The 25,905-nt window shown below is 58.9% G+C and carries 25 protein-coding genes; 14 read left to right on the top strand and 11 right to left on the bottom strand.

Going from position 1 to position 25,905, the window contains the following annotated elements; all coding sequences use genetic code 11:
- The 7 genes from HU770_RS05465 (at nt 1) to HU770_RS05435 (ending at nt 6,229) form a co-directional block, all read left to right on the top strand.
- Nucleotides 1–456, top strand: coding sequence for a VOC family protein (locus HU770_RS05465; RefSeq protein WP_186657460.1), 456 nt, complete (start codon nt 1–3; stop codon nt 454–456).
- Nucleotides 456–902 carry a DUF3291 domain-containing protein gene (locus tag HU770_RS05460; RefSeq protein WP_186663226.1) on the top strand — a complete coding sequence of 149 codons (447 nt, stop codon included), beginning with the start codon at nt 456–458 and terminating at the stop codon, nt 900–902. The genes HU770_RS05465 and HU770_RS05460 overlap by 1 nt, the downstream gene beginning before the upstream one ends.
- 9 nt (nt 903–911) lie before the next feature.
- On the top strand, nt 912–1,790 hold the full coding sequence (locus HU770_RS05455) for an iron-containing redox enzyme family protein (protein WP_186663224.1): 879 nt from the start codon (nt 912–914) through the stop codon (nt 1,788–1,790).
- Nucleotides 1,787–3,019: an ATP-grasp domain-containing protein gene (locus HU770_RS05450; protein WP_186663222.1), complete on the top strand. Its 1,233-nt coding sequence runs from the start codon at nt 1,787–1,789 to the stop codon at nt 3,017–3,019. Before HU770_RS05455 ends, HU770_RS05450 begins: the two co-directional genes overlap by 4 nt.
- A 45-nt stretch (nt 3,020–3,064) precedes the next feature.
- Nucleotides 3,065–4,288 (top strand): cation:proton antiporter, encoded by a 1,224-nt coding sequence (locus HU770_RS05445; RefSeq protein ID WP_186657484.1) that lies wholly within the window; start codon nt 3,065–3,067, stop codon nt 4,286–4,288.
- A gap of 40 nt (nt 4,289–4,328) precedes the next feature.
- Entirely contained in the window at nt 4,329–5,192 is an 864-nt protein-coding gene (locus HU770_RS05440) for a DMT family transporter (RefSeq protein ID WP_186663220.1), read from the top strand.
- 86 nt (nt 5,193–5,278) lie between these two features.
- Nucleotides 5,279–6,229, top strand: coding sequence for a LysR family transcriptional regulator (locus HU770_RS05435; RefSeq protein WP_186657487.1), 951 nt, complete (start codon nt 5,279–5,281; stop codon nt 6,227–6,229).
- A gap of 791 nt (nt 6,230–7,020) precedes the next feature.
- On the opposite strand, the gene HU770_RS05425 is transcribed toward HU770_RS05435, so the two are convergent.
- Complete coding sequence (locus HU770_RS05425) at nt 7,021–7,314, bottom strand: aminotransferase class I/II-fold pyridoxal phosphate-dependent enzyme (RefSeq protein ID WP_186663219.1); 294 nt, start codon at nt 7,312–7,314, stop codon at nt 7,021–7,023.
- Nucleotides 7,315–7,696: 382 nt separating this feature from the next.
- On the opposite strand from HU770_RS05425, the gene HU770_RS05420 reads away from it, so the two are divergent.
- A complete protein-coding gene (locus tag HU770_RS05420; protein WP_186663217.1) occupies nt 7,697–8,245 on the top strand; it encodes a histidine phosphatase family protein in 549 nt (182 codons plus the stop codon).
- Between the two features lie 16 nt (nt 8,246–8,261).
- Here the strand turns inward: HU770_RS05420 and HU770_RS05415 are convergent, their stop codons facing one another.
- Both HU770_RS05415 and HU770_RS05410 read right to left on the bottom strand, forming a co-directional pair.
- Nucleotides 8,262–9,047, bottom strand: a complete 786-nt coding sequence (locus HU770_RS05415; protein WP_186655227.1) for a sulfite exporter TauE/SafE family protein — start codon at nt 9,045–9,047, stop codon at nt 8,262–8,264.
- Nucleotides 9,048–9,179: 132 nt separating this feature from the next.
- Entirely contained in the window at nt 9,180–9,785 is a 606-nt protein-coding gene (locus HU770_RS05410; RefSeq protein WP_033699140.1) for an XRE family transcriptional regulator, read from the bottom strand.
- Nucleotides 9,786–9,900: 115 nt separating this feature from the next.
- Between HU770_RS05410 and HU770_RS05405 the strand changes: the two genes are divergently transcribed.
- From HU770_RS05405 to HU770_RS05395, 3 genes are all read left to right on the top strand, one after another.
- A complete protein-coding gene (locus tag HU770_RS05405) occupies nt 9,901–11,037 on the top strand; it encodes an FAD-dependent oxidoreductase (protein WP_186663215.1) in 1,137 nt (378 codons plus the stop codon).
- A 12-nt stretch (nt 11,038–11,049) separates the two neighbouring features.
- Nucleotides 11,050–11,424: a RidA family protein gene (locus HU770_RS05400; RefSeq protein ID WP_186655217.1), complete on the top strand. Its 375-nt coding sequence runs from the start codon at nt 11,050–11,052 to the stop codon at nt 11,422–11,424.
- An 82-nt stretch (nt 11,425–11,506) separates the two neighbouring features.
- The gene (locus HU770_RS05395; RefSeq protein WP_186655214.1) at nt 11,507–12,571 is read left to right on the top strand and encodes a hypothetical protein; all 1,065 of its coding nucleotides are present in this window, start codon (nt 11,507–11,509) and stop codon (nt 12,569–12,571) included.
- Between the two features lie 69 nt (nt 12,572–12,640).
- On the opposite strand, the gene mcpA is transcribed toward HU770_RS05395, so the two are convergent.
- Complete coding sequence (gene mcpA, locus HU770_RS05390) at nt 12,641–14,527, bottom strand: methyl-accepting chemotaxis protein McpA (RefSeq protein WP_186663213.1); 1,887 nt, start codon at nt 14,525–14,527, stop codon at nt 12,641–12,643.
- 139 nt (nt 14,528–14,666) lie between these two features.
- Entirely contained in the window at nt 14,667–15,545 is an 879-nt protein-coding gene (locus HU770_RS05385) for a LysR family transcriptional regulator (protein WP_033699134.1), read from the bottom strand.
- Between the two features lie 104 nt (nt 15,546–15,649).
- Between HU770_RS05385 and HU770_RS05380 the strand changes: the two genes are divergently transcribed.
- A complete protein-coding gene (locus tag HU770_RS05380) occupies nt 15,650–16,078 on the top strand; it encodes a PACE efflux transporter (RefSeq protein WP_033699132.1) in 429 nt (142 codons plus the stop codon).
- Nucleotides 16,079–16,096: 18 nt separating this feature from the next.
- Here the strand turns inward: HU770_RS05380 and HU770_RS05375 are convergent, their stop codons facing one another.
- From HU770_RS05375 to HU770_RS05355, 5 genes are all read right to left on the bottom strand, one after another.
- Nucleotides 16,097–17,158, bottom strand: a complete 1,062-nt coding sequence (locus HU770_RS05375) for a hypothetical protein (protein ID WP_186663211.1) — start codon at nt 17,156–17,158, stop codon at nt 16,097–16,099.
- A gap of 65 nt (nt 17,159–17,223) precedes the next feature.
- Nucleotides 17,224–17,904 (bottom strand): GntR family transcriptional regulator, encoded by a 681-nt coding sequence (locus HU770_RS05370; protein WP_033699129.1) that lies wholly within the window; start codon nt 17,902–17,904, stop codon nt 17,224–17,226.
- Nucleotides 17,905–17,920: 16 nt separating this feature from the next.
- Nucleotides 17,921–18,625 carry an FCD domain-containing protein gene (locus HU770_RS05365; protein ID WP_033699128.1) on the bottom strand — a complete coding sequence of 235 codons (705 nt, stop codon included), beginning with the start codon at nt 18,623–18,625 and terminating at the stop codon, nt 17,921–17,923.
- Between the two features lie 45 nt (nt 18,626–18,670).
- The gene (locus tag HU770_RS05360) at nt 18,671–19,981 is read right to left on the bottom strand and encodes a C4-dicarboxylate transporter DctA (protein WP_033699127.1); all 1,311 of its coding nucleotides are present in this window, start codon (nt 19,979–19,981) and stop codon (nt 18,671–18,673) included.
- 249 nt (nt 19,982–20,230) lie between these two features.
- A complete protein-coding gene (locus tag HU770_RS05355) occupies nt 20,231–20,545 on the bottom strand; it encodes a helix-turn-helix transcriptional regulator (protein ID WP_033699126.1) in 315 nt (104 codons plus the stop codon).
- Between the two features lie 266 nt (nt 20,546–20,811).
- On the opposite strand from HU770_RS05355, the gene HU770_RS05350 reads away from it, so the two are divergent.
- Both HU770_RS05350 and HU770_RS05345 read left to right on the top strand, forming a co-directional pair.
- Nucleotides 20,812–22,377, top strand: coding sequence for a methyl-accepting chemotaxis protein (locus tag HU770_RS05350; protein WP_186663209.1), 1,566 nt, complete (start codon nt 20,812–20,814; stop codon nt 22,375–22,377).
- 12 nt (nt 22,378–22,389) lie between these two features.
- Nucleotides 22,390–24,078 (top strand): GGDEF and EAL domain-containing protein, encoded by a 1,689-nt coding sequence (locus tag HU770_RS05345; RefSeq protein ID WP_186663207.1) that lies wholly within the window; start codon nt 22,390–22,392, stop codon nt 24,076–24,078.
- A gap of 22 nt (nt 24,079–24,100) precedes the next feature.
- On the opposite strand, the gene HU770_RS05340 is transcribed toward HU770_RS05345, so the two are convergent.
- Nucleotides 24,101–25,888, bottom strand: coding sequence for a sigma-54-dependent Fis family transcriptional regulator (locus HU770_RS05340; RefSeq protein WP_186663206.1), 1,788 nt, complete (start codon nt 25,886–25,888; stop codon nt 24,101–24,103).
- Nucleotides 25,889–25,905: the final 17 nt, after the last annotated feature.

Here is a 25,905-nt window from a genome sequence, read left to right as displayed (position 1 = left end):
ATGAGTGCTATTAAGTTCTCACACACAAATCTGATTACTCCAGACTGGAAGAAGCTATCTCAGTTCTATATTGACGTATTCCACTGTGTGCCGTCTGGTCCAGTTAGGCAGCTATCGGGGTGCTCCGTTGCTGAAGGCACTGGAGTTTCAAGGCCACAGATCGAAGGATTGCATTTACGCTTACCAGGATTTGGGAGCGATGGACCTACACTGGAAATATTCCAATACAGCAGGCACATTCGGCAACCCTTAAAGCACGCAAATACTCGTGGCATCACGCATTTAGCATTTGAAGTTACAGATCTTGATTCTGTGTGCGCAAATGTAGTTCGTTATGGTGGGACGATGCTGGGGCGGTTGGCAAAGCTCCCGGTTGAGGGGGTCGGAGTATGTACTTTTGTGTATGTTCGGGATCCTGATAGAAATATCATTGAAATCCAAAGCTGGGAGGATTGATGAGTAAGGTATTGGCGCAATTTGATTTGGTGAAGCCGAGATTTCCAAAAGAATCAGTGGAGATGGCAGGGTTTTATGCGAATGTTGATCGCATCAATAGCATTGCAGAGAGTTCAGATGGTTTTATTTGGAGAGAAACTAACGAGGATCAGGAAGGGCTTCAAGCTTTATGGGGCGAAGGATATCTATATACGCTATCAGTTTGGGATGATGTTGCGTCTCTGAAGAAATTTCTCTATCACACGCCACATGCTCAAATGCTGAGTAAAGGCCATGAATGGTTCCACAAAATTATGCACCCTAGGATGGTCTTGTGGTGGGTGAGGAGGGGGCATGTCCCTAGTCTTTTGGAAGCACATGAACGATTGACTTGGTTGTTTGAAAAAGGTGCTTCTTACAGAGCATTCGATCTGAAAAATTCTTATGGGCCAATTTCCATTTATTGAGAGGGAACTATGGGTGCTCTGGTTTATGAGGATCAAAAACAGCTTGCTGTATATTACAAAAAGGCATTTGGTGCGCCCGAAAGCATAATCGGTCTTGGCAGGGATGCTGAAACGCTGAGGCGTTCAGTATATTCATTGGAAAATAATTGGAATGCGGTTGAAGAGGGTTGTATTGACTTGGCTGGACTGCCTAAGGTCAAGGCAGAGTTCATTAACTGGTATTTGGTTATGGAACGGAGGATGAATTCCGATATCCGATTCTTCATCGAGTTTTTGAGGCGGAAAGCAAGTTTAGAGCAAATAGCCTATTACATATGCATGGAAGAGCTAGTGGATGGGGCATTCGATGATTTAATGGCTATGGTGCAGCTGGGGATGCCACTAAAGCCGAAGATGGTGGCGGCGGAGAACTATTGGGATGAAATGGGGGGTGGCAATGCCGCTGCGGTCCACACTGTGATGTTCAAAGATTCCTCTATCTTCATGCGAGATATCCTGCGGCAGGCAAACATAACAGCAGAGCAACCAACGTTAGAGTGTCTTATGAATGGTAATGTTCTGTTGATGTGGGCGCTGAGGCGGGAATACAATGTAAGACTGATCGGTGCTATAGGGATCATTGAAGGTTCGGCCCCTGTCCGTTTTCGGGCAACTACAGAAGCTCTTGAACGGCTACAGGTGCCGAAAAAAGTAATAGCGTATCACCAGTCTCATATTAGTATCGATACCCGGCATAGTAATGCGTGGCTAGAGGTTGTTCTGGATTATTATGCCGGTAGTGGGGAGGAGGTTGTCCGAGAACTAGCGCTGGGTGTTAGCATTCGTTATAACGTGGCGCTGCGTTATTATCATCACATGTACCAGATGATGCGGAGTATCTCTCAATGACTAAGCTTTCAGCTGTGGTTGTTGTGGATCCGATAAGTTCTGCGTGTTATTACGGTGCGGAGATTCAAAAGCACGGCTACTTGAGTATAGCTTTAATCAGCGTAAAGCGGTTGTCTGAAGCGGTTCGTCGTCTACAAAACCTAAATGAGTTTGAATCTATTGTTTATGCAGATGACCTTGATGAAGCAATGCAAGCGCTTTCTCGGTACAGTATTCGTGCAGTTATCCCGGGGTCTGACGTAGGTATTAAGTTTTCCGATGCGCTCAGTAGTATGTATGGTTTACTTGGTAATCCCGTCGAAAGCTCCCAGACCCGACTAAATAAATTAGAGTTGAAAAAAAAGTTAATTGCTGCAGGCGTACCGGCTACTTGGGCTCGTGGAGTCAGGCTAGAGGAGCTTAAGATTGATACATTTAAGAAAAATGACTACCCGTTAGTCGTGAAGCCGGCTCAGGGCACGGGTAGCCGCAATGTCAAAGTTTGCCGCAATCATCGAGAGTTGTACGCGGCAGTTCAGGCTGTCGAAAAAAATAGAGAAATCCAATCTGATGGCGAGCTTTATGCGCTGGTCGAAAAATACTTGGCGGGTGATGAGTATTTTGTTGTGACTGCGAATTGCGGTCTGAGTGGGCATAAGATAATGCTGTGCTTTGCTAGGTACGAGAAGGTCGAGGCAGATGGCAATCCAAGTATCTATAAAAATATACGCTCACTTTCTCTTAATGATTGTCGGGCGCTTCTCGCATTCTCATATGCGTCAGAGGTTAATAGCGCTCTTGAATTTTTTTGGGGTATTAATGATATCGAGTTAAAGATCGGCTCGAATGGGCCGCTGATTATTGAGCAGAATGGCCGATTGCCTGGGGCGAATGTTCCGAGGTTGATAGAGGCTTGTTCTGGTGTGAATTGCTATGAGCTAAATATAGATATCTTTCAGGGTGGATTTTCGAGTGCGCTTGAATCGGTGGAGTTTAGCAGGCACTTTTGTATTTGCTGCTTGATTTGCAATGTGTCTGGAGTGGTAAAAAATATAACCGGATTGGAGAAGGTGGAAGGCCTTGACTCATTTTATATGTTGGAACTGTCAGTAGCGGAGGGCGAAGTTGTAGGGCGGACGCGAGATTTTCTATCATCTTGGGGCATGGTTTACCTTGTTCATGAAAGTCAGGAGGTATTGGCTAGAGACTCTGACTTTGTACATAAAACACTTGCGCTGATTTGCGACTGAGTTAACGAGGTTTGTTTTTTTGGAGGTGATCAGCACGGTGTTATTATGTCTAAGTTGATAGTTGTAATGTTGGTTTTATTGTTTGTGTGCGTGGTCTGTAGAAGGGCGGTAGTAGCGCTCGGACAACCTAGAGTGCTTGGTGATATAGTTACAGGTATGCTTATGGGGCCGGCTATATTTGACGCCTATCTACCAAGCATCTCATTCCGCATAGGCTTACCTGAGACTAGGGGGCTGTTGAATGCCCTTGGTGAGCTCGGCTTGATAATAATCTTAGTAGAGATATGCTGGCACGGTATTTCTCGAAGAGAAGGAGATCTCAGTAATAGTAAAATTGCTTTGGTTGCATTCTTTGGTGTTGTAACGTCTTTTGCTGTTGGTGGGGTTTTGGCCTTCTATTCTAGTGAGGATATGGGGTTGCAGCATACCCTGCTTGGTTATATTTTGTTTTGTGGTATTGCATTCTCAGTTACTGCGCTCCCTGTTCTGGTTTTGCTTCTGGATGATATTGCGATAGTTGAGGCTAAAGCAGGGCGCGTTGCTGTTGTTGCAGCAGTGTATACAGATGTTTTTGTCTGGTGTGCGTTGGCTGTTATTTCAATTGTGTTGGGCGCTGGGGTAGGAGGCGGCATTGCATTAAATTTTGGGGTTGGGCTTATTTATGTCGCGACTATGCTGCTTGTAGTGAGGCCGATAATAATGAAGTCCCAGTTAGTGGCTGGGCTTGGTGATGGTGTGAAGGTGGTGGTGACAGTTATAATTGTGCTTGGCTCCTCGCAGTTGACAGAATTTTTTGGGGTTCATAGCTCAGTTGGCGCTTTATTAGCTGCTTATGTGGTGGGTGATGTAGCTGGGGTCAAAGGTGCTTGGGATAAGTACCTGTTTGGTATCAGGCAGCTTGTTATTCCTATGTTTTTTATAGCTTCTGGGGGGATGATTTCTGTAAGTGGCCTTTCACAGGTGCATATTTGGTTCTGGTTATTCGTATTTTTATTGGGGGCCACAATTAGCAAAATTATCAGCTGCTATATTGCGGGATTACTTGTAGGCATGAGGCAGCGTGCGTCAATGCAGCTCGGGATATTAATGAGTACGAAAGGTACTGCTGAGTTGGTTGTGCTGGCTGTAGGATATCGAGAGGGGCTCTTGTCAGACGATTCCTATACTGTGCTATTGATCCTTTCTGTCGCATCCATGATGTTGACAGTTCCAATGTTGGCCTTCTTAAATAGTTATTTTGGGCAGCATGGCGGATGTCCAAAGGGGTGACGATAATTCGCCTTTTGGCGCAACTTAAGAAGGTCGAAAAATGGATGTGATAATGGGGCTTGTGGCCGCTTTGTGTTGGGGGGTTACTGATTATCTAGTAGGAGTGAATGCGCGAACCTTTGGTGTGAAATATTCTGTATTCTTCAGTCAGTTGATAGGGTTTCTCATGCTGAGTGGTTTCGTATTCATCTCCAGCAGTGGGTTCTCATTCATCATTAGATTGCCTCTGGATGTTGTCCTTATATGTGCATCGGCCGCAATTCTAACCTTAATTGGTGCCGTTTCACTTACTAGAGCCTTCGAGCATGGAAGAATCGCAATAATTGCTCCGTTGGTAACGTCGTACGGTATTTTTACGACATTATTGGCGTGGATGAGTGGGGAGAATCTGACCTTTTACCAGATTCTTGGGTTAGGTGTGTGCGCGTTCGGTGTAATGCTTGTAGGGTTGGGGCATAAGTCTCATGGGTTTATGGGCAATAGGAAGGAGGGAGGTGCAATCTGCTTTGCTCTGATAGCTGCCATTCTTTATGGGAGCAGTTTCTGGGTCCAAGGAAACTACGCGTTGCCTGCTGTCGGTGCCGTGAATATGTTGTGGATGAGTTACTTGGTTGGAGCTTTGCTTCTGATGCCACTGGTTTTCAGTGTGAAGACTAAAAAAAGTATTGGGTTGAGTTCTTATGGGGCGCTAGGTGGCGCTAGTCTATTTAATTTAGGGGGGTTTACAGCTTTTTCATATGGAGCGCTCAGCGGGTCTGTTGCGATTGTGACAGTAATTAGTACGCTTTCAGGAGGGGTGGCTGCTGTTCTTGGTTACATATTTTATAGGGATAGATTAACTTTGTTGCAATGGCTGGGTATTGTCTTGGTCTTAGCTGGTGCGGTAGTGTTGCATTTGGTTTAATGGCTGGGTCTTGGGATTTGTAAATTAGAGGTGAAGGCGGTGCGATGCAGTAGCGCCACATTTACATAAAAGTGAGTGGTCAAGAAATGGAATCTAAAGGCTACCTACCAAAAAGTCATGTTGATATTTTACCCTGCATGGCGACATTTGCTGTGGTTGTTGAAAGTGGGAGTTTTGTCGAAGCTTCCGTCAGGCTGGGTGTCACTGCCTCTTCAATTAGTAAGCAAATTACAAAGTTGGAGAGCGTATTATCTTTGAGGCTGCTAGAGCGAACGACGCGAAACTTGAAATTAAACCCGGAGGGAGAGGAGGTTTATGGGTACTGCAAAAGTGTGCTTGAATCGTCAGCTAATGTTTTTAGATTAAAGGATAAGCTTACAGATAACCCCCAGGGCTTGTTACGCATTGCAGTGACAAAATCATTGTATGCGGCGTGTAGTAAGTTGATTCCTGCTTTTTTGTCTCGATACAGAGAAGTGGATGTCCAAATGCTGTGTGGTGAAAGGTTTGACTTTATATCAGATGGCATTGATCTGGGAATAATAATAACTGATAGACCTCCGGAGGGCATGATCGCGCGCAAGCTCTGCGAGATTGACTTTGTGATTTGTGCGGCTGAAAATTATTTCAGGGAATCTAGTAGGCCTAATCATCCTTCAGACTTGACCTCGCATAGCTGTATTCCTTTCGTGGGGGACCCTGATAAACAATGTTGGAGATTCTCATCGGTCTCAGAAAGCTGTGATGTAGTAATTCCAGGTAGATATTTGTCAGAGTGTCCTGAGGCTACGTTAACTGCCACACTTTCGGGTGTTGGTATCTCGTGTTTGCCTGTGTGCTTGGCTGCAGAGGCAATTGGAGACAATAGGTTGCAGGTTTTGCTGCCTGATTGGGTTTTTAAAGGGGAACCACAGGGTACTGCATGGGTCGTTTATCAATCTGGAAAATTTCTGTCGAAACGAGTTAAAGTCATGGTTTCATATCTTTTGAGTGAGCTCGCAGCCGCTAGTCAGGGTTGGAAAAAAACACGCTTATGAATCTTTCTTCTTTAGCGGGGTTGTGAAAATATGAAGGAAGGACGATATATTTGTCACAAGTGTTGGTATGAATATGAAGGGGTTCAGGTGTGCCAAGAGTCAGGCGTTTGGGTTGAAATAGATTTTATGGATCTCCCTGGTGACTGGGTGTGTCCGGATTGCGGAGTAAACAAAGCGTACTTTTCTAAATGTATGGTTGATACGAGTGGAGAGAGTGGATAGATCAAGCTCTATTTAACGTATGGTTAGAGATGCCTGGTCAATCTGTTGCTGTGGCTACCTTGCTTCTCGGTTTTCTTTCTAATATGTTGCAGGTTGAAACTTGAAATTATTGGATGTTTTAGGGGGGTGAGATCTGTAGTGAGTTTTTTGTTCCCAGCATCACCTTGGCAAACGCCTCGCGAACCGCTGTATGTCCCAACGCTCACACATAAGCCACGTTCGCCCAGCCAGGTGATCGTCTGTTCACCCAGGCGGGCGTTTTCGGCCTTGCGTTGGGGGACCAACTGGCGGTCTTACAGGCTGGCCAGGTCTGCCATCAGCGTGGGGGCAGCGGATAGATTCTGGCCGTCGTGGACTTCAAGACGTTTCAGCAGCGGCGGCTGAGCAATGGCCAGACTCAGGCCGCACCTGCCATGCCATAGAGTTTGCAGAAGGTCTGCAGTACCAGTAGCTCAGGCTATTCCTTGATCGCGCCGATGCAGATCTGGGCGTCGTTGAAATAAAGTTAGGCCTAGTCCGCTACATACCACGCTGCCGACCGGTTTATGCGTGAGCAATCGTTCGATGGCCTAGCGTGGTGTCAAACTACCAGTTGGGTTGTTGGGGTTGCACAGGCAGATTAGCCCCGGTGAGCGGTCGGCCGCGAGCATAGCGTCTATGTCGTGAGCGTGGCTGGCGTTCAGGTTGATGCTGTGCACAGTGGTACCACGACCTTCGGCGGCTTGCGCCGTCGCTTCATAAGACGGTTCGGCCACCACCAGGCTGCGCGTCCCGGTAAATACCATCACCGCATGCTGCTGGGCCAGTTTGGAGCCACAGAACCCCTGCTCCTCGTCCAGGCCCATGCTAGCCGGCGAATACATCAATCAGTCGATACAGTGCGTAGTAAGGATAGCATCTGTACAGGCTGATACCCTCGCTCATCGCCTGGCGGGCTGCCGAGTTTGGGGCCAACGGGCTTTCGTTGTAGTTGATACATACCGGGCGAGGGCTGGCAGCCGTTGGGGCTTCACTGGCCCAACTTAGCTAGCCGAGCAGCGGTAGGGACATGCACAGGCCTACCAACGATCGACGTGTCATATCGGTCATGCAGCAACTTCTTTGTTTTCTAAGGGTACAGCAGGGGAAGATCCGTCTGAAAGGCACTTACTAGTGGCAAATAGCCTAGGTGGTGCATCTTGTTGCAGAAAAAAACATCATCGCATACTAAACCATTCGCCCCCGCCTGCCATGAAGGAAGCACCGGTGAAAGCCATTCGCCTGACCCTTGTTTGTCATGCCCTGACTCAAGCCCAGAAGACCGGGCGCTTGCCCACGCCCAAAGACGGCATGCTGGCGCTGGTGCAGCCGCCTGTGGCAATCGGGCCTGCTATGCAGGTACTGACAGCGCCGGAGCGCCGAGCTTGCGAGACGGCGGCTTGGTTATCGGCGCAGACACAGGCGCGTGTTGAGCCTGCGTTGGCAGATTGCGACTTGGGGCAGTGGCAGGGGCTGTCGCTCAAGCAGTTGCAGGCGCAGAACCCGCAGGCGTTGTCCGAGTGGTTGGATAATCCGCACAGCGCGCCCCATGGCGGGGAGTCTTTTGCACAACTGTGCCAGCGCGTGGCGGCCTGGCTGGCGGCGTTCGACACGCCGGGCGAATGGTTGGCAGTGACCCACCCTATGGTCATCCGTGCCGTGCTGGTACAGCTGTTGGGGTGCCCGTTGAGCACCCACCAGCGCATCGATGTGCTGCCGCTATCGCGCCTTGAACTCAGCTTTACCGGGCAGTGGCGGCTGCGTCTGGGCGCCTAGCGGCGGCAAGCGTGGTTCAGAACGCCAGCTTGTAGCCGATCATCAGCAGCATCGCCGCCAGGCAAGGGCGCAATACGCGGTCGGAAATGCGCCCGGTGAGGTGGCTGCCCATGTAGATACCCGGCAGCGAGCCGAGCAGCAGGTAACCCAGCAACGACCAGTCCATGTTGCCCATGCCGGCGTGGCCCAGGCCCGCGACCAGGGTCAGCGGCACAGCATGGGCGATTTCGGTGCCGACCAGGCGGCGGGTGACCAGGAACGGGTACAGCAGGAACAGTGCCACGGTGCCCAAGGCACCGGCGCCGATGGAGGTGAGGGTGACCATGACACCCAGCACCACGCCAGTGAGCACGGTAAGCGTGTTCAGGCTGCGGTCGCTGAGGTGGTAGTGATCACCGGCATGGCGGCTGGCGAAGGCCTGCAGGCGCGACTTGAACAGAATGGCCAGTGCGGTGAGGATCAACACCACCGCCAGGCCCTGTTTGATGATGGCGTTGAGCGCCGAGGTGTCCGTGTGCAGGGTGCTGAGGAACCACAAGGTGATGGCGGCGGCGGGTACGCTGCCCAGGCTCAGCAGGCCGGTGATTTTCCAGTCGATGTTCTTGTTGCGGGCATGCACCCAGACGCCACTGGCCTTGGTGATGGCGGCATACAGCAGGTCGGTGCCGACAGCGGTGGCCGGGTTGATGCCAAACCACAAGAGGATAGGGGTCATCAGCGAGCCGCCACCCACGCCGGTCATGCCGACGATGAAACCTACAACCAGCCCGGCAAGGGTGAAACCGAAAGAACCTACATCCATACGCTACTCGACTGCCCAACTTTGCCCGTTATCGGATAGAAGCCAGCATATAGAATTTTTTATAGCCAAATAGACTTGTTCGTTATTAGGTTATAACCGCGTGGCGTCTGCACAGGAGCGTGAAAGCGCGCCTTAACGGTCTGTCATGACCACCATCACATGCGCATCCCCGCCATCCTCGCTTTCCGACAGATAGATATGCCCCACCTGGCTGTTGAAGTACGCGGTCTCCTGCGGGCCGATGCTGACCGCTTCACCGGTCTCGAACTCGATACGCACACGCCCGCAGATGACCAAGGCGAACTCCTGGCCAGGATGGCGGATAAAATCGTCGAACTGCCCGCGTTCGCGGGCGATGATGCGGGCATAGGCCGGGGTCATGCGGCGCTCGGGGAAGGCGCCGGCAATCGGGTGATAGTCGTAGGTGCCGGTCGCGTAGCCCGCAACGGCCGCCAGTGAATCAACCACCACCGTCACCGGTACTGGCGTATCGGCCGTGCCGCTGGCACGAAACAACTGGGCGATATCGACATTCAGGGCGCGGGCGGCGGCGGCCAGTTTTTCGTAACTGACCGAGACTTGGGCGAGCTCCATTTTCGACAACGTCGACACCGGCACGCCGCTGGCTTCGGACAACTGCTTGAGGGTCAGCTGGCGGGCCTTGCGCACCTGGCGCAGGCGCCTGCCTACGGCGGCGCGGTCTAGCAGGGGCAAAGCATCGGGGCGGTCATCGGGCATTCGGTGCACTCGGCATACGGCGTTGGTCGGGCATATTACCTTGGACACTTGCGCATCTCTAAATTCTCATATATTAGAATTCTCATAAATGATAATTATAGGGGCAGGAGCGCGCATGACCACGATCTACGACACCTTGATCATTGGCGCCGGAATCGCCGGCGCCTCGCTGGGCTATCGCCTGGCGGGCCAGCAACGGGTGCTGCTGCTCGAGCGCGAGTCGCAACCGGGCTACCACTCGACGGGGCGCTCGGCCGCGATGTTCATGGAGGCCTACGGCACCCCGCAGATCCAAGCCCTGACCCGCGCCAGCCGCGCGTTCTATGAAACGCCGCCACAAGGCTTCTGCGAACACCCCCTGCTTGAACCGCGCGGCTGTCTCTATGTCGCCAGCGTCGAGCAACGGCAACTGCTCGAACAGGCCCACGCGCAGAACTTGGCCAACGGCACCGACGTCAGCCTGCTCGACCGCGATGCGGCCCTGGCCCTGGTGCCGAACTTGCGCGCTGAAGTACTGGCGGGCGCGGTGCTGGAGCCGGGCGCCATGGACCTGGACGTGCACGCGCTGCACCAGGGTTTTTTGCGCGGCTATCGCGCTGCCGGCGGCGAGCTTCGCTGCAATGCCGAGTTGGCCCAGGCCTGCTACCTCGACGGGGTATGGCAGGTGCAACTGAGCGATGGCAGCCATCTCCAGGCACGTCGGCTGGTCAATGCCGCCGGTGCCTGGGCCGACCGTGTCGCCGAGCAGTGCGGCGTTGGCCCCATCGGCCTGCAACCGTGCCGGCGCAGCGCCTTCACCTTCCCCGGCCCGGCAGACCAGGACTTCGCCCGCTGGCCGGCGGTGATCGGCGTTGACGAGAGCTTCTACTTCAAGCCCGACGCCGGCCAGCTGCTTGGTTCGCCGGCCAACGCCGACCCGGTCGAACCCCAGGACGCTGCGCCCGAGGAGCTCGATGTGGCACTGGGCATCTACAACATCGAAGCCATGACCACGCTAAGTATCCGCCGCCCGAGCCACAGCTGGGCCGGTTTACGTTCATTCGTAGCCGATGGCGACCTGGTGATCGGTTTCGATGCGCGCAGCCCCGCGTTCTTCTGGCTGGCGGCACAAGGTGGTTATGGCATCCAGTCGGCCGCAGGGGCTTCACGCCTGGCGGCCGACCTGCTGCTCGGTCAGCCGCTGTGCCCTAGCCTTGTCCGCCAGGGGGTGGCGCCCGAGCGCTTGTCCCCGGCACGTTTCCAGCAACCTTGAAAGGAGCTTCTCATGAGCAATGACATCCAGCGTTTCCCCAGCAGCTTGCCGTTTCCGTTTTCGCGTGCGGTGAAGGCGGGCGGTTTTCTGTTCCTGTCCGGGCAGGTGCCGATGAGTGCCGGCGGTGAAGTGGTACGGGGGGATATTCAGACCCAGACCCGCGCTGCCTGCGAGCGCATCGGCGAAAGCCTGGCGGCCTGTGGGGCGAGTTTCGACCAGGTGGTGAAGGCCACGGTGTGGCTTTCGGACATGAGCCACTTTGCGGGTTTCAACGAGGTTTACAAAGCGTACTTCGGCGCCGCGTTGCCTGTGCGCTCGACGGTGGCCTCGGCATTGGCACTGGGGGTCGATGTAGAAATCGAAGTGCAGGCGTTTATCGGGGAGTGACAGGTCGCCCTGGCAAGGCCGCTTCTGTACAGGAATGCGTGGCGCTCAAACACACCTAACAACAATAAATACAGAGGTTCACATGCAAGAGCAGCTGAAAATCGCCGGCGCCTTTGTCGGCGTGATCGTAGGGGCGGGCTTTGCTTCGGGGCGGGAACTGCTGTTGTTCTTTGTCGATTTCGGGGTCTGGGGGTTGGTTGGCGCGATGGTCAGCGCCGCCTTGTTCACCTTCCTCGGCATGGCCCTGGCGGGGTTGGGCAACCGCCAGCGGGCCACGTCGCACAAAGACGTGATCCAGGCCATCTGTGGCCGTCACCTGGGCCTGTTCGTCGATTGGCTGATCACCTTCTTCATGTTCGCCGTCACCGTGGTCATGCTGGCCGGTGGCGGTGCTTTGCTGGAGCAGCAGTTCGGCATCCCGGCATTGACCGGCAGTGTGCTGGTAACGCTCGTGGTGGTGGGCATCGTGTGCCTGGACGTGCGCAAGGTGATCCTGGCCATCGGCGCGATCACCCCGTTGCTGATTCTGGTGGCTTCGGCGATTGCACTGTATGCCGTGTTTACCCGTGAACAGAGTTTCGCCGACCTCGACCACCTGGCCAGCCAGCAGCAGGCAGGCACGCGCCATTGGCTGCTGGGCGCGTTTCTGTATGTGTCCTACAACATCGTTGCCGGTGCGCCGATCCTGGCCATTCTGGGGGGCTCGGCCAAAGGCGAGAAGACGGCGGTATGGGGTGGCTTGCTGGGGGGCGCGGCGCTGGGCGGCTTGATGCTGGTGATGACCGCCGGGCTGTTGTCACGCCTGGACAGTGTCGCCGACCTGCCGATGCCGATGCTGTCGATCGCTAATGAGGTGTCGCCGGTGTTGGGGGTGGTGATGTGCCTGATCATCTTCGGCATGATCGTCAACACGGCGGTGGGGACGATGTTCTCGTTCCTGTCGCGGCTGTTGCCGGCGGGTACGGCGAAGTTTCGCTGGGGCTCGGTGGTGACAGGGGTGGTGGCGTTCGGCTGCAGCCTGGTGGGGTTCATCAGCTTGGTGGGCGAGGTGTATCCGCTGTTTGGGTACCTGGGGTTTGTGCTGATGGCGGCGGTGTTGGTGGCTTGGGTGCGGCGGGGTAAGGCTGCGAAGGTGGTGGTGGTGTAGGGGGCTGCTTTGCAGCCCATCGCGACGCAAGGCCGCTCCTACAGGAGCGGCCTTGCGTTACAGCGGCACTCAGATTCTGAAGCTGCCTACCAGCTGCTTCAAGCGGCCAGCCTGTTGGGCCAGTTGATCGCAGTGCAGCAATGTTTCGTTCAGGTTCTCGACGCCTTGCTGGTTGAGGGCGTTGATCTGGGTAATGTCCAGGTTGAGGCTCTCGACCACGGCGGTCTGTTCTTCGGTGGCAGTGGCCACTGACTGGTTCATGCCATCGATCTCACCGATACGCTGGGTCACGCTGGCCAGGCGCACGCCGGCCTGGTTGGCCACCTGCACGGTCTGCTCGCTGGAGACCTGGCTGGTGTTCATGGTATGCACCGCCTCGCGTGAACCCACCTGCAGGCTGGTGATCATGCGGTGGATTTCTTCGGCCGATTCCTGGGTGCGGTGCGCCAGGTTGCGTACCTCGTCGGCGACCACGGCAAAGCCTCGGCCGGCCTCACCGGCACGGGCTGCCTCGATGGCAGCGTTGAGCGCCAGCAAGTTGGTCTGCTGCGAGATGCCCTTGATCACATCGAGGATCTTGCCGATCTCATCAGTGCTGGCATTGAGCGTTTCGATCTGCGCGCAGGACTCGCTGATGCGCTGCGACAGGGCGGTCATGGCACTGATCGCTTCCTCGACCACTTCGCGGCCGCCATGGGCCTGCTCGCTGGCACCGCTGGCATGCTGCGAGGCGTCGGCCGCGTTGCGGGCGATCTCCTGGGTGGCGGCGCCCAGCTCGTTGATCGCCGCCGCCACGCTGTTGGTGCGCATGCTCTGTTCTTCGGAGCCGGTGATCGAAGCGTTGGAGGCATTGACGACTTTTTCCGACAGGTCATGCACCAGGCGGGTGGCCGAGGACACTTCGCTGATCGAGGCATGGATGCGTTCGACGAAGCGGTTGAACGAGGTGGCCAGTTCGCCGAACTCGTCCTTGTTCTGCACGGCCAGGCGGCGGGTCAGGTCGCCTTCGCCTTCGGCGATGTCGCGCATGGCACGGCCCATGGTGGTCAGCGGTTGCATCAGCACCGGGATCAGCAAGCCCAACAGGCCGGCGATGGCCGCTACGGCGATGAGCATGGCGATGATTGCCGACGTGCGGAACTGGTCAAGGGCGGCGTAGGCCTTGTCCTTGTCGATCGACAGGCCGATGTACCACTGTGCGGAAGGCAGGCCGGAAACCGGCGCGAAGGAGATGAGGCGCTGCTGGCCGTTGAGGGTGACATCTTGCATGCCCGACACGACGCGCAAGCCACTGCCAGGGTAGATGTCCTTGAGGTTTTTCATCACCTGGTCTTTATCGGGGCTGACGATTACCTGGCCATTGCTGTCGGCAAGGAAGGCGTGGCCGATGCCGCCGAAATCAACCGAGTTGATGATCTCTACCAGGGTATCGAGAGTGACGTCACCGCCTACCACGCCGATCAGCTCGCCATTGGCCTTGCTTTTCACAGGGGTGGCAATGGTCACCACCAGGCCGCCGACGGCGCCTTGGTAGGGCGGGGTCAACACGGTTTGCCCGGCGCTTGCCGCGGTGCTGTACCACGGGCGCTGGCGGGGGTCGTAACCGGCGGGCATCTGCGCGTCGGGGCGCTGGGTGAATGCGCCGTTGGCCTGGCCCAGGTAGGTGAACAGGAAATTGCGCGTGTAAGAAGGCTGCTCGATAAACCCGGCCAGGGTGTCACCGGCACCTTGCTGGCCGATGTCCTGGGCCAGGTTTTCCAGCACCAGGATGCGCCCGCTCATCCAGTTCTGCACGCTGCTGGCGGTTAGCTCACCGGATTGCTGCACCGAAGACTCGATGTTCTGGCGAATGGTGTTGCGTTGCAGGTAGTCGTTGTAGAGCGTGAACAGGGCAAAAGCCAGGACCACGACGCCGCAGGCGCTGAGCAGGATCTTGTGGCGAAATTTCAGGTTCATGTTTCGAGACCTTGGGCCAATGAGGGGAGGGCGTAGCGCGCTCATGACGCGCTGCGCCCTGTCGATTGGCTATCGGCTTGCGGGTTAAAAAATTGAAACACTTAGCGAAATTTCTTTAGGACGTTTCGACGAACGGCGTTCAACGCATGGACAGCTGCTCAATCAACAAACGCGCCGCCTGCTGCAGCGGCTGCTGCTTGCGCCACAAAAGGTGCACGGGTAACTGCAACTCGTTGCGGGTATTGCGAAAGCCCAGCCGCACCAGGCGCCCGGCCGCTAGCAGCGGTGCGATGCGCGAGAGTGGCAGGTCCCCCCAGCCGAGGCCGGCCTCGACCATCTGCAGGGCGACATCGAAGCTGTCGGTGGACCAGTGCGTGGCACCAATCAGGGCGCGCGGGTCGGTCAGCGGCAGGTCGCGGCTGCGCACCAGGATCTGGCGCACGTTGATCAGGTCTTCGAGGTAGTGAACGCGGTCTTCGAGCACGGCCGGGTGCGCGGGTGACAGCGTTGCCACCAGCGATTCCATGCCGATGTGCTGAAAGCCGCGACGGGCATCCACCTGCAGGCCGGCGAAGGCCACGCAGAGGTCGGCGCGGCCACTGTCGAGCAGGTGCAGTGCGTCTTCCTGCGGGGCGCTGAGCAGTGCGATGTCGAGCAACGGGTAGCGCTCACCAAGCTGGGCGATGGCGGCCAGCAGCGGGCGATGGTCGATGTCCGGGATCACGGCGATGGTCAGGCTGCTCTCAAGCCCTTGGGACAGCTCCAGGGCATGTACTTGCAACAGCCCGAGCTGTTCGGCGATCAGCCTGGCATGGGGCTCCAGGGCCAAGGCTTGGGCGGTCGCGCGGACTTCGCGCGGGCCACGTTCAAACAGGCTGTAGCCGAGCTCTGCCTCCAGGTTGCCGATGGCCATGCTTACCGCCGAGGGCACGCGGTGCAACGCGCGCGCGGCCGCAGAGAACGAGCCGCGATCGAGCACGGCGAGAAACAGCTGGATATTGTCGCTGGAAAAGTTCATGGCAGCCTCCTGTCAGTTGATCTGACAGCTGCTGACTTTTACTGTCAAGAAGATTGAAGCATTCTCCCGCCCCATCGTTGTTAGTCAAATAGAGGTAAAACGGGGTGCAGGGCGTTAAACGCAAATTGGTCTACGTGACGTTTTATGAATTGATCGGGCTGTGCATGTCGACCCTCGGGCTGGCGTATCTGTCAGACACTGAGGCGTCCCACACCGGGCCACTGGCCGTGATGATCACCACCATCGCCATGCTCTGGAACCTGATCTACAACACGCTGTTCGAGCGCTGGGAGAGCCGCCAGGCCAAGCGCGGGCGCAGCGTGGGGCGGCGTGTGGCACATGCCATCGGGTTTCAGCTGACCTTGGTGGTGTACTTGATTCCGCTGATTGCCTGGTGGCTGGGGATGAGCCTGGTGGAGGCGTTTGTGGTGGACCTGGCATTCATCATTCTGGTGCCGTGCTACACCTTTGCCTACAACTGGGCGTTCGACCGGATTTTCGGCTTGCCCCGCTCGGCGCTGGCCACTGCCTGAGGCCGGTACCGCTAACCGCTACGGCGGCAGGCGTATCAACAGTGGCGTCTGCTTCTGTTCTGCCTGCGGCTCCACAGGCTCCACCGGCCGCGGCGCGCTGGCCAGCAGGTTGTCCTCGACCTGCCCCGACAGGTAATAGACGCCGGCCATCGCCCCGCTCTGGCGGTTTTCCATCAGCTCCTGCCATTCCTGGTTCAGCGCGACATTGAGGATCACCCGCAACTGCTCGACCATCTGCGGTTGCTCACGGTCGTGGGTGATCATGCCGTAGCCTGCCGCCGCCACCGAGATCATCGCCCCGGCCACCTTGCCCACCGCCGAAGCCACGGCGCTGGCAATGCCGCGCGGCGCCAGGGTGGCACCGAGTTTCTCGCTGGCCCGCGTGGCCACCGATGACAGCCCCACGTCGGTCTGCCCAGGCCCTTTGCTGGCTTGCTCGTGCAGATGCTGGCGCATGGCTTGCCAGGCCGGTTGCTGGTCCAGCGACTTGGCGCGCAGCAGTTGATAGAGGCTGGCGTTGCGCGCATCGGGTGGGCCCAGGGCGATGGCGGGTATGCGATTGAGGCGTTGGCTGAGTTGCTCGGGCGGCGCGTTGTAGCGGGCGATGATGGCCGGCAGTTGCTGGCCGAGCAACTGCACATACAGCTCACAGGCACGGTCGCGGATGCCCTCCGGGTTGATCTGCTCGGCCACCGGCTCGATCACCCGCTCGTGGTACTGCTCCTGAAGGTACAGCGCCAGGCGTTTTTGCGCAGGCTCGCGGCCTTCACCGCTGTCGAGCTTGTACCAGGCCACCTTGAGGGTCAGCCATTGCTGGGTCCAGTAACCGGTGAACCATGGGATGAACTCATTTTCGGTACGTTGCTGCACCTGTTCCTTCCACACCCGCATGGAGCGCCGGGCATAGTCGTTGGCAGAACCTGCAGCGCCCACCGAGGCATCGATCAGGTCCTGATCGATGCGCTGCCACGTGGCCGGGGTCAGCACCGCGGCAGGTGGCGGGGCAGGCGGGCGCTTGCCCGCGCAGCCGCCGAGGGCCAACAGCAGGCAAAGCAGCAGTAACGGCATACGCGAGCTCACGCGGCCGCCTCCCTGGGTAGAGGCTGGGGTGGTTTCTCGAGTATAGGGCGGCCGTGAAAAAAACCTCAGCCCAGGTCGAGTTTGTCTTGCAGCCGGTCAAGATGCTCATGCATCAATGCCAGCGCTGCCGCCGCATCCCCGGCTTCCACCGCATCGATGATCGCCGCATGCTCTTCCCAGGCGCAGTGGTCGCAGCAGGGTGACTCGTAGCGGGCAATGATCAGCGAGGTCATCGGCACCAGGCCGTTGAGGAACCGCGCCAGTGGCGCGTTGGCGGCGACCTGCGCGAGCTTCAGGTGAAACTCGCCGCCCAGGCGGATGGCCGCGCAGCGCTCACCACTTTCATGGTGCTGGCGCTCGCGCTCGACCAACAGGCGCAGCTGGCGGATCTGAGCCGGCCGCGCGCGCTGCGCAGCCAGGGTAATCAAGGTGGTTTCAGCCAGGCGCCTGGCACTGAGCACCTGGCGCGCCTGGTCTGGGTCGGGGGCGGCCAGGTGCGCAGTGTGGCTGGGGCGCTGGACCACCACCTGCTGGTCCGACAGGCGGCCGAGCACCCGACGGATCACCGTCCGGCTTACCCCAAAGGCATGCCCCAGGGCTTGCTCGGGCAGCAGGGCGCCGGGTGGCAGGCGCTGTTCGAGGATCGCGTCGAATAGCCGTGGGTAGATCTGGTCGGCCGACAGGCGAGTTTCGCCAGCGACGAGCAGGGCAGGCAGGTGGGGGGCGGCGTGGGCGCTGGCGGTCATGGTCGCTCTCCTGTGGTCAAGGGCGTGGGTGTTCGTCCGGGATGTTCAGCTGGATGCCCATGCGCTGGCCTTCGGCAAGGATGTGCTGACGCATCTGGGCACTGGCCTCGGCGCTGTTGCGTTCGCGGATGGCGCGCACCACGGCATTGCTTTCCTTCAGCCGCGCGGCCAGATGCTCGGGCGAGTTGCGCAGCATGTCGGCGCTTTGCTTGAGGGCATTGCTGGTCTGTTGCACCACGCTCTGGAAGATCGGGTTGGTGGTCAGGGCGAACAGCGCCTCATGCAGCGCGATGTAGGCTTTGACTCCGGCTTCGCTGTCATCGGCGTCCAGTGCTTCGCGCATGTCCATCAGCGTCAGGCGCAGTTGGCCGATGTCGTGGCTGTTGGCCGACTGCGCCACCAGGCCGACGATGAAGGGTTCGAGGGTGTAGCGCAGCTCCAGCACATCGGCCAGGCTGGCCGACGCGCTGGTGTCGATGCCGGGCTCCGGCAGGGCGGCGTCGGCATCCAATACCAGTACGCCTTTACCCGGTAGGGCGCGCACCAGGCCCAAGGTTTCCAGCACGGTGACGGCCTCGCGCAGGCTGGGGCGGCTGATGCCCAGTTGTTCGGCCAGTTCGCGCTGGCCCGGCAGCATGTCGCCAGAACGCCATTGGCCGCGGGCCAGGGCCTGGCGCAGTTTTTCCACCACTGAGGTGACGACGGTTGATGAGCTGATCACGGTTCGCTCCTGGAAGGGCCGGCGTCCAACGCCGGCCTTGTTCGATCAGAATTCCTGTTGATGGGCGTTGGGCTGCTTGCGGGGTGTGTGGGCAAAACCAGGTTTGCCAGCGAGCACGTTCTGCGCGCGTTCCAGGTCGATGTCCTTTTCCCAGCGCGCGATGGCCACGGTGGCCACGCAGTTGCCGATCAGGTTGGTCAGTGCCCGCCCGATCCCCATGAACCAGTCCACGGCCAGCACCAGCACCAGGCCTACTACCGGGATGGCCGGCACAGCGGTCAGGGTGGCGGCGAGGATCACCAACGCCGAGCCTGGGATGCCATGAGCACCCTTGGAAGTCACCAGCGATACCAGCAGGATGGTCAGCAGGTCGGTCATCTCCAGTGGCGTGCCGGTGGCATTGGCGATGAACACGATGGCCAGGGTCAGGTAGATGGAGAAGCCGTCGAGGTTGAACGAGTACCCGGTCGGGATGACCAGGCCGACGGTGGAGCTGCCAATGCCCAGGTGCTCGAGCTTGCGCATGATCTGTGGCAGCACGGCGTCGGACGAGGCGGTACCAAGAACGATGGTCAGTTCTTCGCGCAGGTATTTGATCAGGGGCAGCAGTTTCAGGCCCGACACGCGCATGACGGTGCCCAGCACGACCAGCACGAAGCCGGCGCAGGTCAGGTAGAACAACGCGACCAAGCCACCCAGGTGTTGCAGCGATTCCAGGCCATATTTGCTGGTGGTGAAGGCGATGGCGCCGAACACACCGATCGGTGCCAGGCGCACGATCATGCCCATGATGCGGAAGATCACGTGGCTGAGCTCGTTGATCAGCCGCGAAATACCCGCCGCCGAATCGCCCACCAGGTTCAGCGCGCTGCCGAACAGCACCGAGAACAGCAGCACCTGCAGGATGTTGTTGTCAGCGAAGGCACCGACTACCGAGGTCGGGATCAGGTCCATGAAGAACGCGGTGGCACCGTGGATGTGCTGGCCGCGCTCGGCCAGGCCGTTGGCATCGGCGCTGGACAACTGGTCCAGGTGGATGTTGGCGCCGCTGCCGATGCCGCTGCTGAAGGCGAATACCAGGCCGATCACCAAGGCGATGGTGGTCAGCACTTCGAAGTAGATGACCGACTTCAGGCCGATTCGCCCGACCTTCTTGAGGTCGCCCGCACCGGAAATACCACTGACCACGACACAGAACACGATCAGGCCGATGAGCATCTTGATCAGCTTGATGAAGCCGTCGCCGAGGGGTTTGAGTTGCAGGGAGAGGTCGGGGAAGCTGAGGCCGCAGGCAATGCCGAGGGCAAGGCCCAGCACAACTTGCAGGAAGATCGAACGCGAGCACCATTTGAGCATGGGAGTGATCTCTGATCGGTGTCCTTGCTTCGATGCCGCGAGGGTCAAAGAGCGCAGGACTTAATTATTGTGGTCTTACCGGTTTGTTCAGCGCGAGGCCATAAAAGCGCGAAAAATCCTACATTGCAAGGGTTTTTGGCCTTACCGGTCTGACCAGTTGTGGTGCAATCGGCCCTGCCAGGCTCTAATTCGGTGCGTTGCCATTTGGTCGGGGCTGCACAGTTCGCCCCAAGAAAGGGAAGAATCAGATCAGGGCTTGGCCAATACCTCGTCCACTGCTGCAATCAGCTTGCCAAGGTCTTTGGGTGGGGCGTTGTGGATGACACCGAACAGATAGGCGCGCTGCTCCTCTTCGTCGTCCGGTTCGGCGAAGAAGTCCTTGGGTTTGACGCCCAGCACGCCGGCGAACGCCATGAGCGCATCAACGCTGGGGGTATAGGTGCCCGTCTCGAAACGGCTGATAGTCTTGGGGTCGAAGCCGGTTCGCTCGGCGAATTGTGCCTGGGTCAGACCCGCCAGCTTGCGGTAGCGACGCAGGGCAAACCCCAGAGCTGATCTCGTCATCACTTAATTCCCATTTAGAATCAAGAACTTAACGATATCTATCCGCATGGCGCAACGCCATGATTGATCACCTTTGTTGGATTTATGTGATGGATTTCGTAGAATTCGCCACTTGACCGGACAGTCATCATCGAGTCTCCAGTGTCATTCGGCCTCATGCCGGTGTGGCTGGAAGCACATGTGCACATTTGAGCGGATCGATGCGGATCGGTTCCGATGGCCATCGATGGGCAGAGTGCCGGTTCGTCAGTGAATGGAGTCTCATCGTGCGCCTCAATCTCCCGGTAACCCCGGTCGAGCAACGTTTCCCCTCGGGTCAGCGGCTTATTTCCGCCACCGACACCACCAGCCTGATTACCTACTGCAACCCAGAGTTTGCCGCCATCAGCGGCTACAGCGAGGCCGAACTGATCGGCAGCCCGCACAACCTGGTGCGCCACCCGGACATGCCCGCAGCGGTGTATGCCTTGATGTGGCGCCACCTGAAAGCCGGCAAAAGCTGGATGGGTATCGTCAAGAACCGCTGCCGCAACGGTGACTACTACTGGGTCAATGCCTATGTCACGCCGATCCTTGAAGGGGGCCGGGTCATTGGCTACGAGTCGGTGCGGGTCTGCCCGACCCGCGAGCAGGTGCGCCGTGCCGAGGCATTGTATGCGCGCTTGCGCCAAGGCCAGGCGCCGCTGTCGAACGCCCGCCGCCTGGCGCTGCTGGCCCAGGCCTTGGCGTTGCCACTGCTGGGCGGGGTGTTGGCGGTGGGCGCCAACCAGCTCTTGCCGGGCTGGCCAGGGCAGGGCGTGACCCTGGCCTTGTTCGCCGCCTACGGCCTGTGGATGCGCAACGACCTGGGCCGCCAGCTGCGGCGGGTGATCCGGGGCGCCGAAGGGACCTTCGCCGACCCGACCGCCGCCTTGACCTACAGCGACTTGCCCGGTGCGGCTGGGCAACTGCAACTGATCCTGATCGGTGAAGAAGCCCGCCTGAAGACCGCGTTGACCCGCCTCAGCGATCTCGCCACGCAGATGGCGGTGGCCGCCCACGATGCCGGGCGGTTGTCGCGCGGCACCGAAACGGCGCTGCTGGAACAGCGCGCCGAAACCGACCTGAGCGCAACCGCCATGGCCCAGATGACTGCATCGATCGGTGAGGTGGTCAACCATGTGCAGCTCACCGCAGCCGAGGCGCAAACCGCGCACCTGCTGGCCGAGCAGGGCAGCCGCGTGGCCGACGCCAGCGGCACGGCTATTCGCGCCTTGGCCGGCACGGTGGACCAGATCAATCAGGCGGTCACCCACCTGGCCGGCCAGACCGGTGCCATCGCCGAGGCTGCCGGGATGATCCGTGGCATTGCCGAACAGACCAACCTGCTGGCCCTCAATGCCGCCATCGAGGCCGCCCGTGCCGGCGAGCAGGGCCGCGGCTTCGCCGTGGTAGCCGATGAAGTAAGGGCGTTGGCCGACAAGACCCGGCAGTCGACGTTGCATATCCAGGCCATCATCGACGGCCTGCGCAGCGGCGCCGAGGACGCCGTGGCCATTGCCAGCCAAGGTATCCAGGGTGCCGAAGAGGGCGTAGCCCAGGTGCAGGAAGCACAGCAGGCACTGCACGGTATTCGTGCAGCGGTGCAGCGTATCAGTGACATGAGCCAGCAGATGGCCACGGCCTCGCAGCAGCAGTCTGTCGTGGCCGAAGAGGTGTCGCGGCAGATCAACGGTGTGGCGGGTATTGCCCAACACAGCGCCCACAGTGCCAACGCCGCCGCCTCGCGCGGTGCCGAGCTGGAAGAGGTGTGCGCAGGATTACGCGCCCTCGTGGAGCGCTTCAACCGCTAGGGCAGGATGCTTATGGACGATAACTACCGCGCGGCCGTGGACGCGGCCGCGATCTTTTCCGAAACCGACCTGCGTGGCTGCATTACCTATGTCAACCAGCAGTTTTGCAGCATCTCGGGTTACAGCCGGGACGAACTGCTGGGCGCCAACCATCGCATTCTGAACTCCGGCCTGCATGAGCCGGAGTTCTTCGAGGGCATGTGGCGGGCACTGGCCGCCGGCAAGGTGTGGAAGGGCGAGATCTGCAACCGTGCCAGGGACGGTTCGCTGTACTGGGTGGACAGTACCATGGTGCCGCTGGTCGACCCCGCGACTGGGAAGGTACGCAAGTATGTGTCGATACGTTTCGATGTCACCGAGAAGCGCCAGCTGCTGCATACCCTGCAGTGGCGGGTGGGCCACGATGTGCTGACGGGCCTGCCCAACCGCGCCTTCCTGTCCGACTTGCTCAACCAGGCGTTGGCTTTTTCGCGTCGCGAGGACATACCGCTGGCCGTGTGCATGCTCGACCTGGATGGCTTCAAGGCGGTCAACGATGGTTACGGGCATGCCACGGGTGACCTGTTGCTGGTCGAAGTGGCGCAGCGCCTGAAAGGTATCTTGCGCGGTGGGGATGCCGTCGCCCGGTTATCGGGTGACGAGTTCGTGTTGATCCTGCGCAATGTCGGTGACGACCGTCAGCTGGATGCGGCCCTGCGCCGTGTGTTGCGCGCGCTGTCGACCCCGTATGTAGTACGTGAGCACACCCTTTCGCTAAGCGCCAGTATCGGCGTCACGCTCTACCCGCTCGACGATGAGGATGCCGATACACTGGTGCGCCACGCTGACCAGGCCATGTACGTGGCCAAGCAGCGGGGGCGCAACCGCTATCACCTGTTCGATGTGTCCCAGGAGCAGGAGCTCAAGGCCACCCACCAGACTGTGGCGCGGGTACGTCGGGCACTGCGCAATAGTGAGCTGTGCCTCCACTACCAGCCCAAGGTCAATTTGCGCAGCGGCCAGGTGCTGGGGTTCGAGGGTTTGTTGCGTTGGCAACGGCCGGGTCGTGGCCTGGTGCCTCCCGGTGAGTTCCTGCCCTGGGTGGAGCAGACCGACTTGATCATCGAGATTGGCGAATGGGTGATCGACCAGGCGTTGAGCCAGCTGCAGGCCTGGCAACGACTGGGGCAGCCTTGGTCGCTGAGTGTCAACATCGCGGCGCGGCATCTGCAGCGCAATGATTTCGTCGAGCGCCTGGAGCAGTTGCTGGCAGCGCATGCGGGGGTTGACCCGACGCGGCTGGACCTGGAAATCGTCGAGTCGGTGGCCATCGACAACCTGCAGCATGTCAGCCGCTGCCTGGATGCTTGCCGGGCCCTGGGCGTGCGCTTTTCGCTGGACGATTTCGGCACCGGTTATTCGTCGCTCAGCTACCTCAAGCGCTTGCCCACCCAAACCATCAAGATCGACAAGTCATTCGTGCGCGACATCCTTCATGACCAGGACGACCTGGCCCTGACCGGGGCGGTGATCGGGCTGGCGCGGGCGTTTGGCCGCGAGGTGATTGCCGAAGGCCTGGAGAGTGTCGAGCACGGGCGGGTGTTGATGGCGCTGGGCTGTGAGCTGGCGCAGGGCTATTGCATTGCCCGGCCGATGCCGGCGAGCGAGGTGGTGGCGTGGGCGCAAGGCTATCGGCAGCCCGAGGCCTGGCGCGGCGGTTGATGGTTGAGAGGCCGCTACAGGCTTACAGGTGGGAGGGTTCCAGCCCTTGTTCGCGCAGGCGTTTGTACAGGGTGGTGCGGCTAATGCCCAGCAAGCGCGCCAGCGCAGAAATGTTGCCGTCGCAGGTGTTCAGCAGGTGGGCCAGGTCAGTGGCGGGCGTTTGCGTCGCTGCGACCTGCGGGCTTGGCGTGAGTGCACTGGCCTGGGCAAGGAAGCACACTGAAAAGTGCTCGATGCCGATTGGCTGCGTGCCGGCCAGGGCCAGGGCTACCTGCAGTACGCTGTTGAGTTGGCGCAGGTTGCCCGGCCAGGGATGGTGCAACAACAGTTCAAGGGTGCTGGGTGGTAATTGCCGTGGTTGCCCGGGGGCGAGGTGCCGGGCGTGCACCTGCTCGATCAGCGCGCGCCGATCACTGCGTTCGCGCAAGGCCGGCAAGCTGAGGGTCAGCCCGGCTACCCGGTAGTAAAGGTCTTCGCGAAATCGACCGGTACGCACGGCGTCGGCCAGGTCGCGATTGCTCGCCGATACCACGCGGATATCTACGGTCACTGGCTCGCCGCTGCCCAGGGGCTGAATGCTGCGTGATTGCAGTACGCGCAGCAGTCGGGCCTGGGTCGGCAGTGGCATGTCGCCGATTTCGTCGAGAAACAGAATGCCGTGATCGGCCTTGCGGATCAGCCCGGGGTTGCCCTTGTGATGAGCGCCGGTGAAGGCGCCTTTGTCATAGCCGAACAGCTCCGACTCGACCAGCTCGGCGGGGATTGCCGCGCAGTTGACGGCGATCAGCGGCTGGCCGGCGCGGCTACTGGCGCGGTGCAGGGCCTCGACGAAGACTTCCTTGCCCACCCCGGTTTCACCCTGGATCAATACCGGGATGTCCTTTTCCAGTAGCAGGCTGGCTTGGCCCAAGGCTTGGCCCAGGCGCGGGTCACCGTGACCGGGTGACGTGGGTGTGGGGCCGTGGCGGGGCGGTTGCCATTGGCAGTGGAAACGGTGGCGGCCGGCCGCCTGCAGGGCAAACGGCTGTTGCTGGGGCTGGGCCAGCAACTGCTGCAAGGGCGTTTGGAACAATTGTTCGAGGTTCTGCCGCAGCGGGTTGCCGCCGAGCAAACTGTCGGCCCGGTGATTGGCCGCGAGCACCTGGCCGCGCTCATCGAATACCAGCAAGCCCGCCCAAGGGCTGTCGAGGTTGTCGCAGGCGCTGTTGAACAGCAGCTGGGCGTGATGGTCGCCATGCTGCGCGAGGATCAACCGGTTCTCCAGACTCTGGCCCATCATGCGCACCAGGCCGAGCGTCTGGCTGGCGGGCAGGTAGCCGTCGCTGGCCACATCGAGCGCGCCGACCAGTTGCCGCTCGGCATCGAACACCGGCGCAGCGGCGCTGCATAGGTAGCGGTTCTGCTGCAGAAAGTGTTCATCCTGGCCAACGTGGATCGCTTCGGCGCAGACCAGCGCAGTACCCAGGGCATTGGTGCCCACGCCGCGTTCGAGCCAATGGGCGCCTGCGCTGAAACCATGGCGTTGACGCGGGTCGACGAAGCGTTGCGAACCCCAGGTGTCAAGCAGGCAACCACTGGCGTCGGCCAGCATCACCAGGTAGCTGGCGTTGCCCAGCAGGTGTGCATAGTGTGGCAGCACTTCATCACGGGTCAGCCGCAACAGCGCATGGCGCCGCTCCAGCAGGCTGTTCAGTTCGGTTGCGGTCAGGCAATCGAAGTCGGGTGCACGCTGGGGTTGCAGGCCATGCTCGCGGCATCGCGCCCAGGACGCCTGGATCAGTTGGGCATGGGGCGAAGCGGATGCGGCCATGGGCCTGTCCTGTGTGT

Source organism: Pseudomonas sp. SWRI68, from assembly GCF_014269165.1.
GTDB lineage: Bacteria > Pseudomonadota > Gammaproteobacteria > Pseudomonadales > Pseudomonadaceae > Aquipseudomonas > Aquipseudomonas capeferrum.
This window is presented reverse-complemented; position numbering and strand designations above follow the sequence as displayed.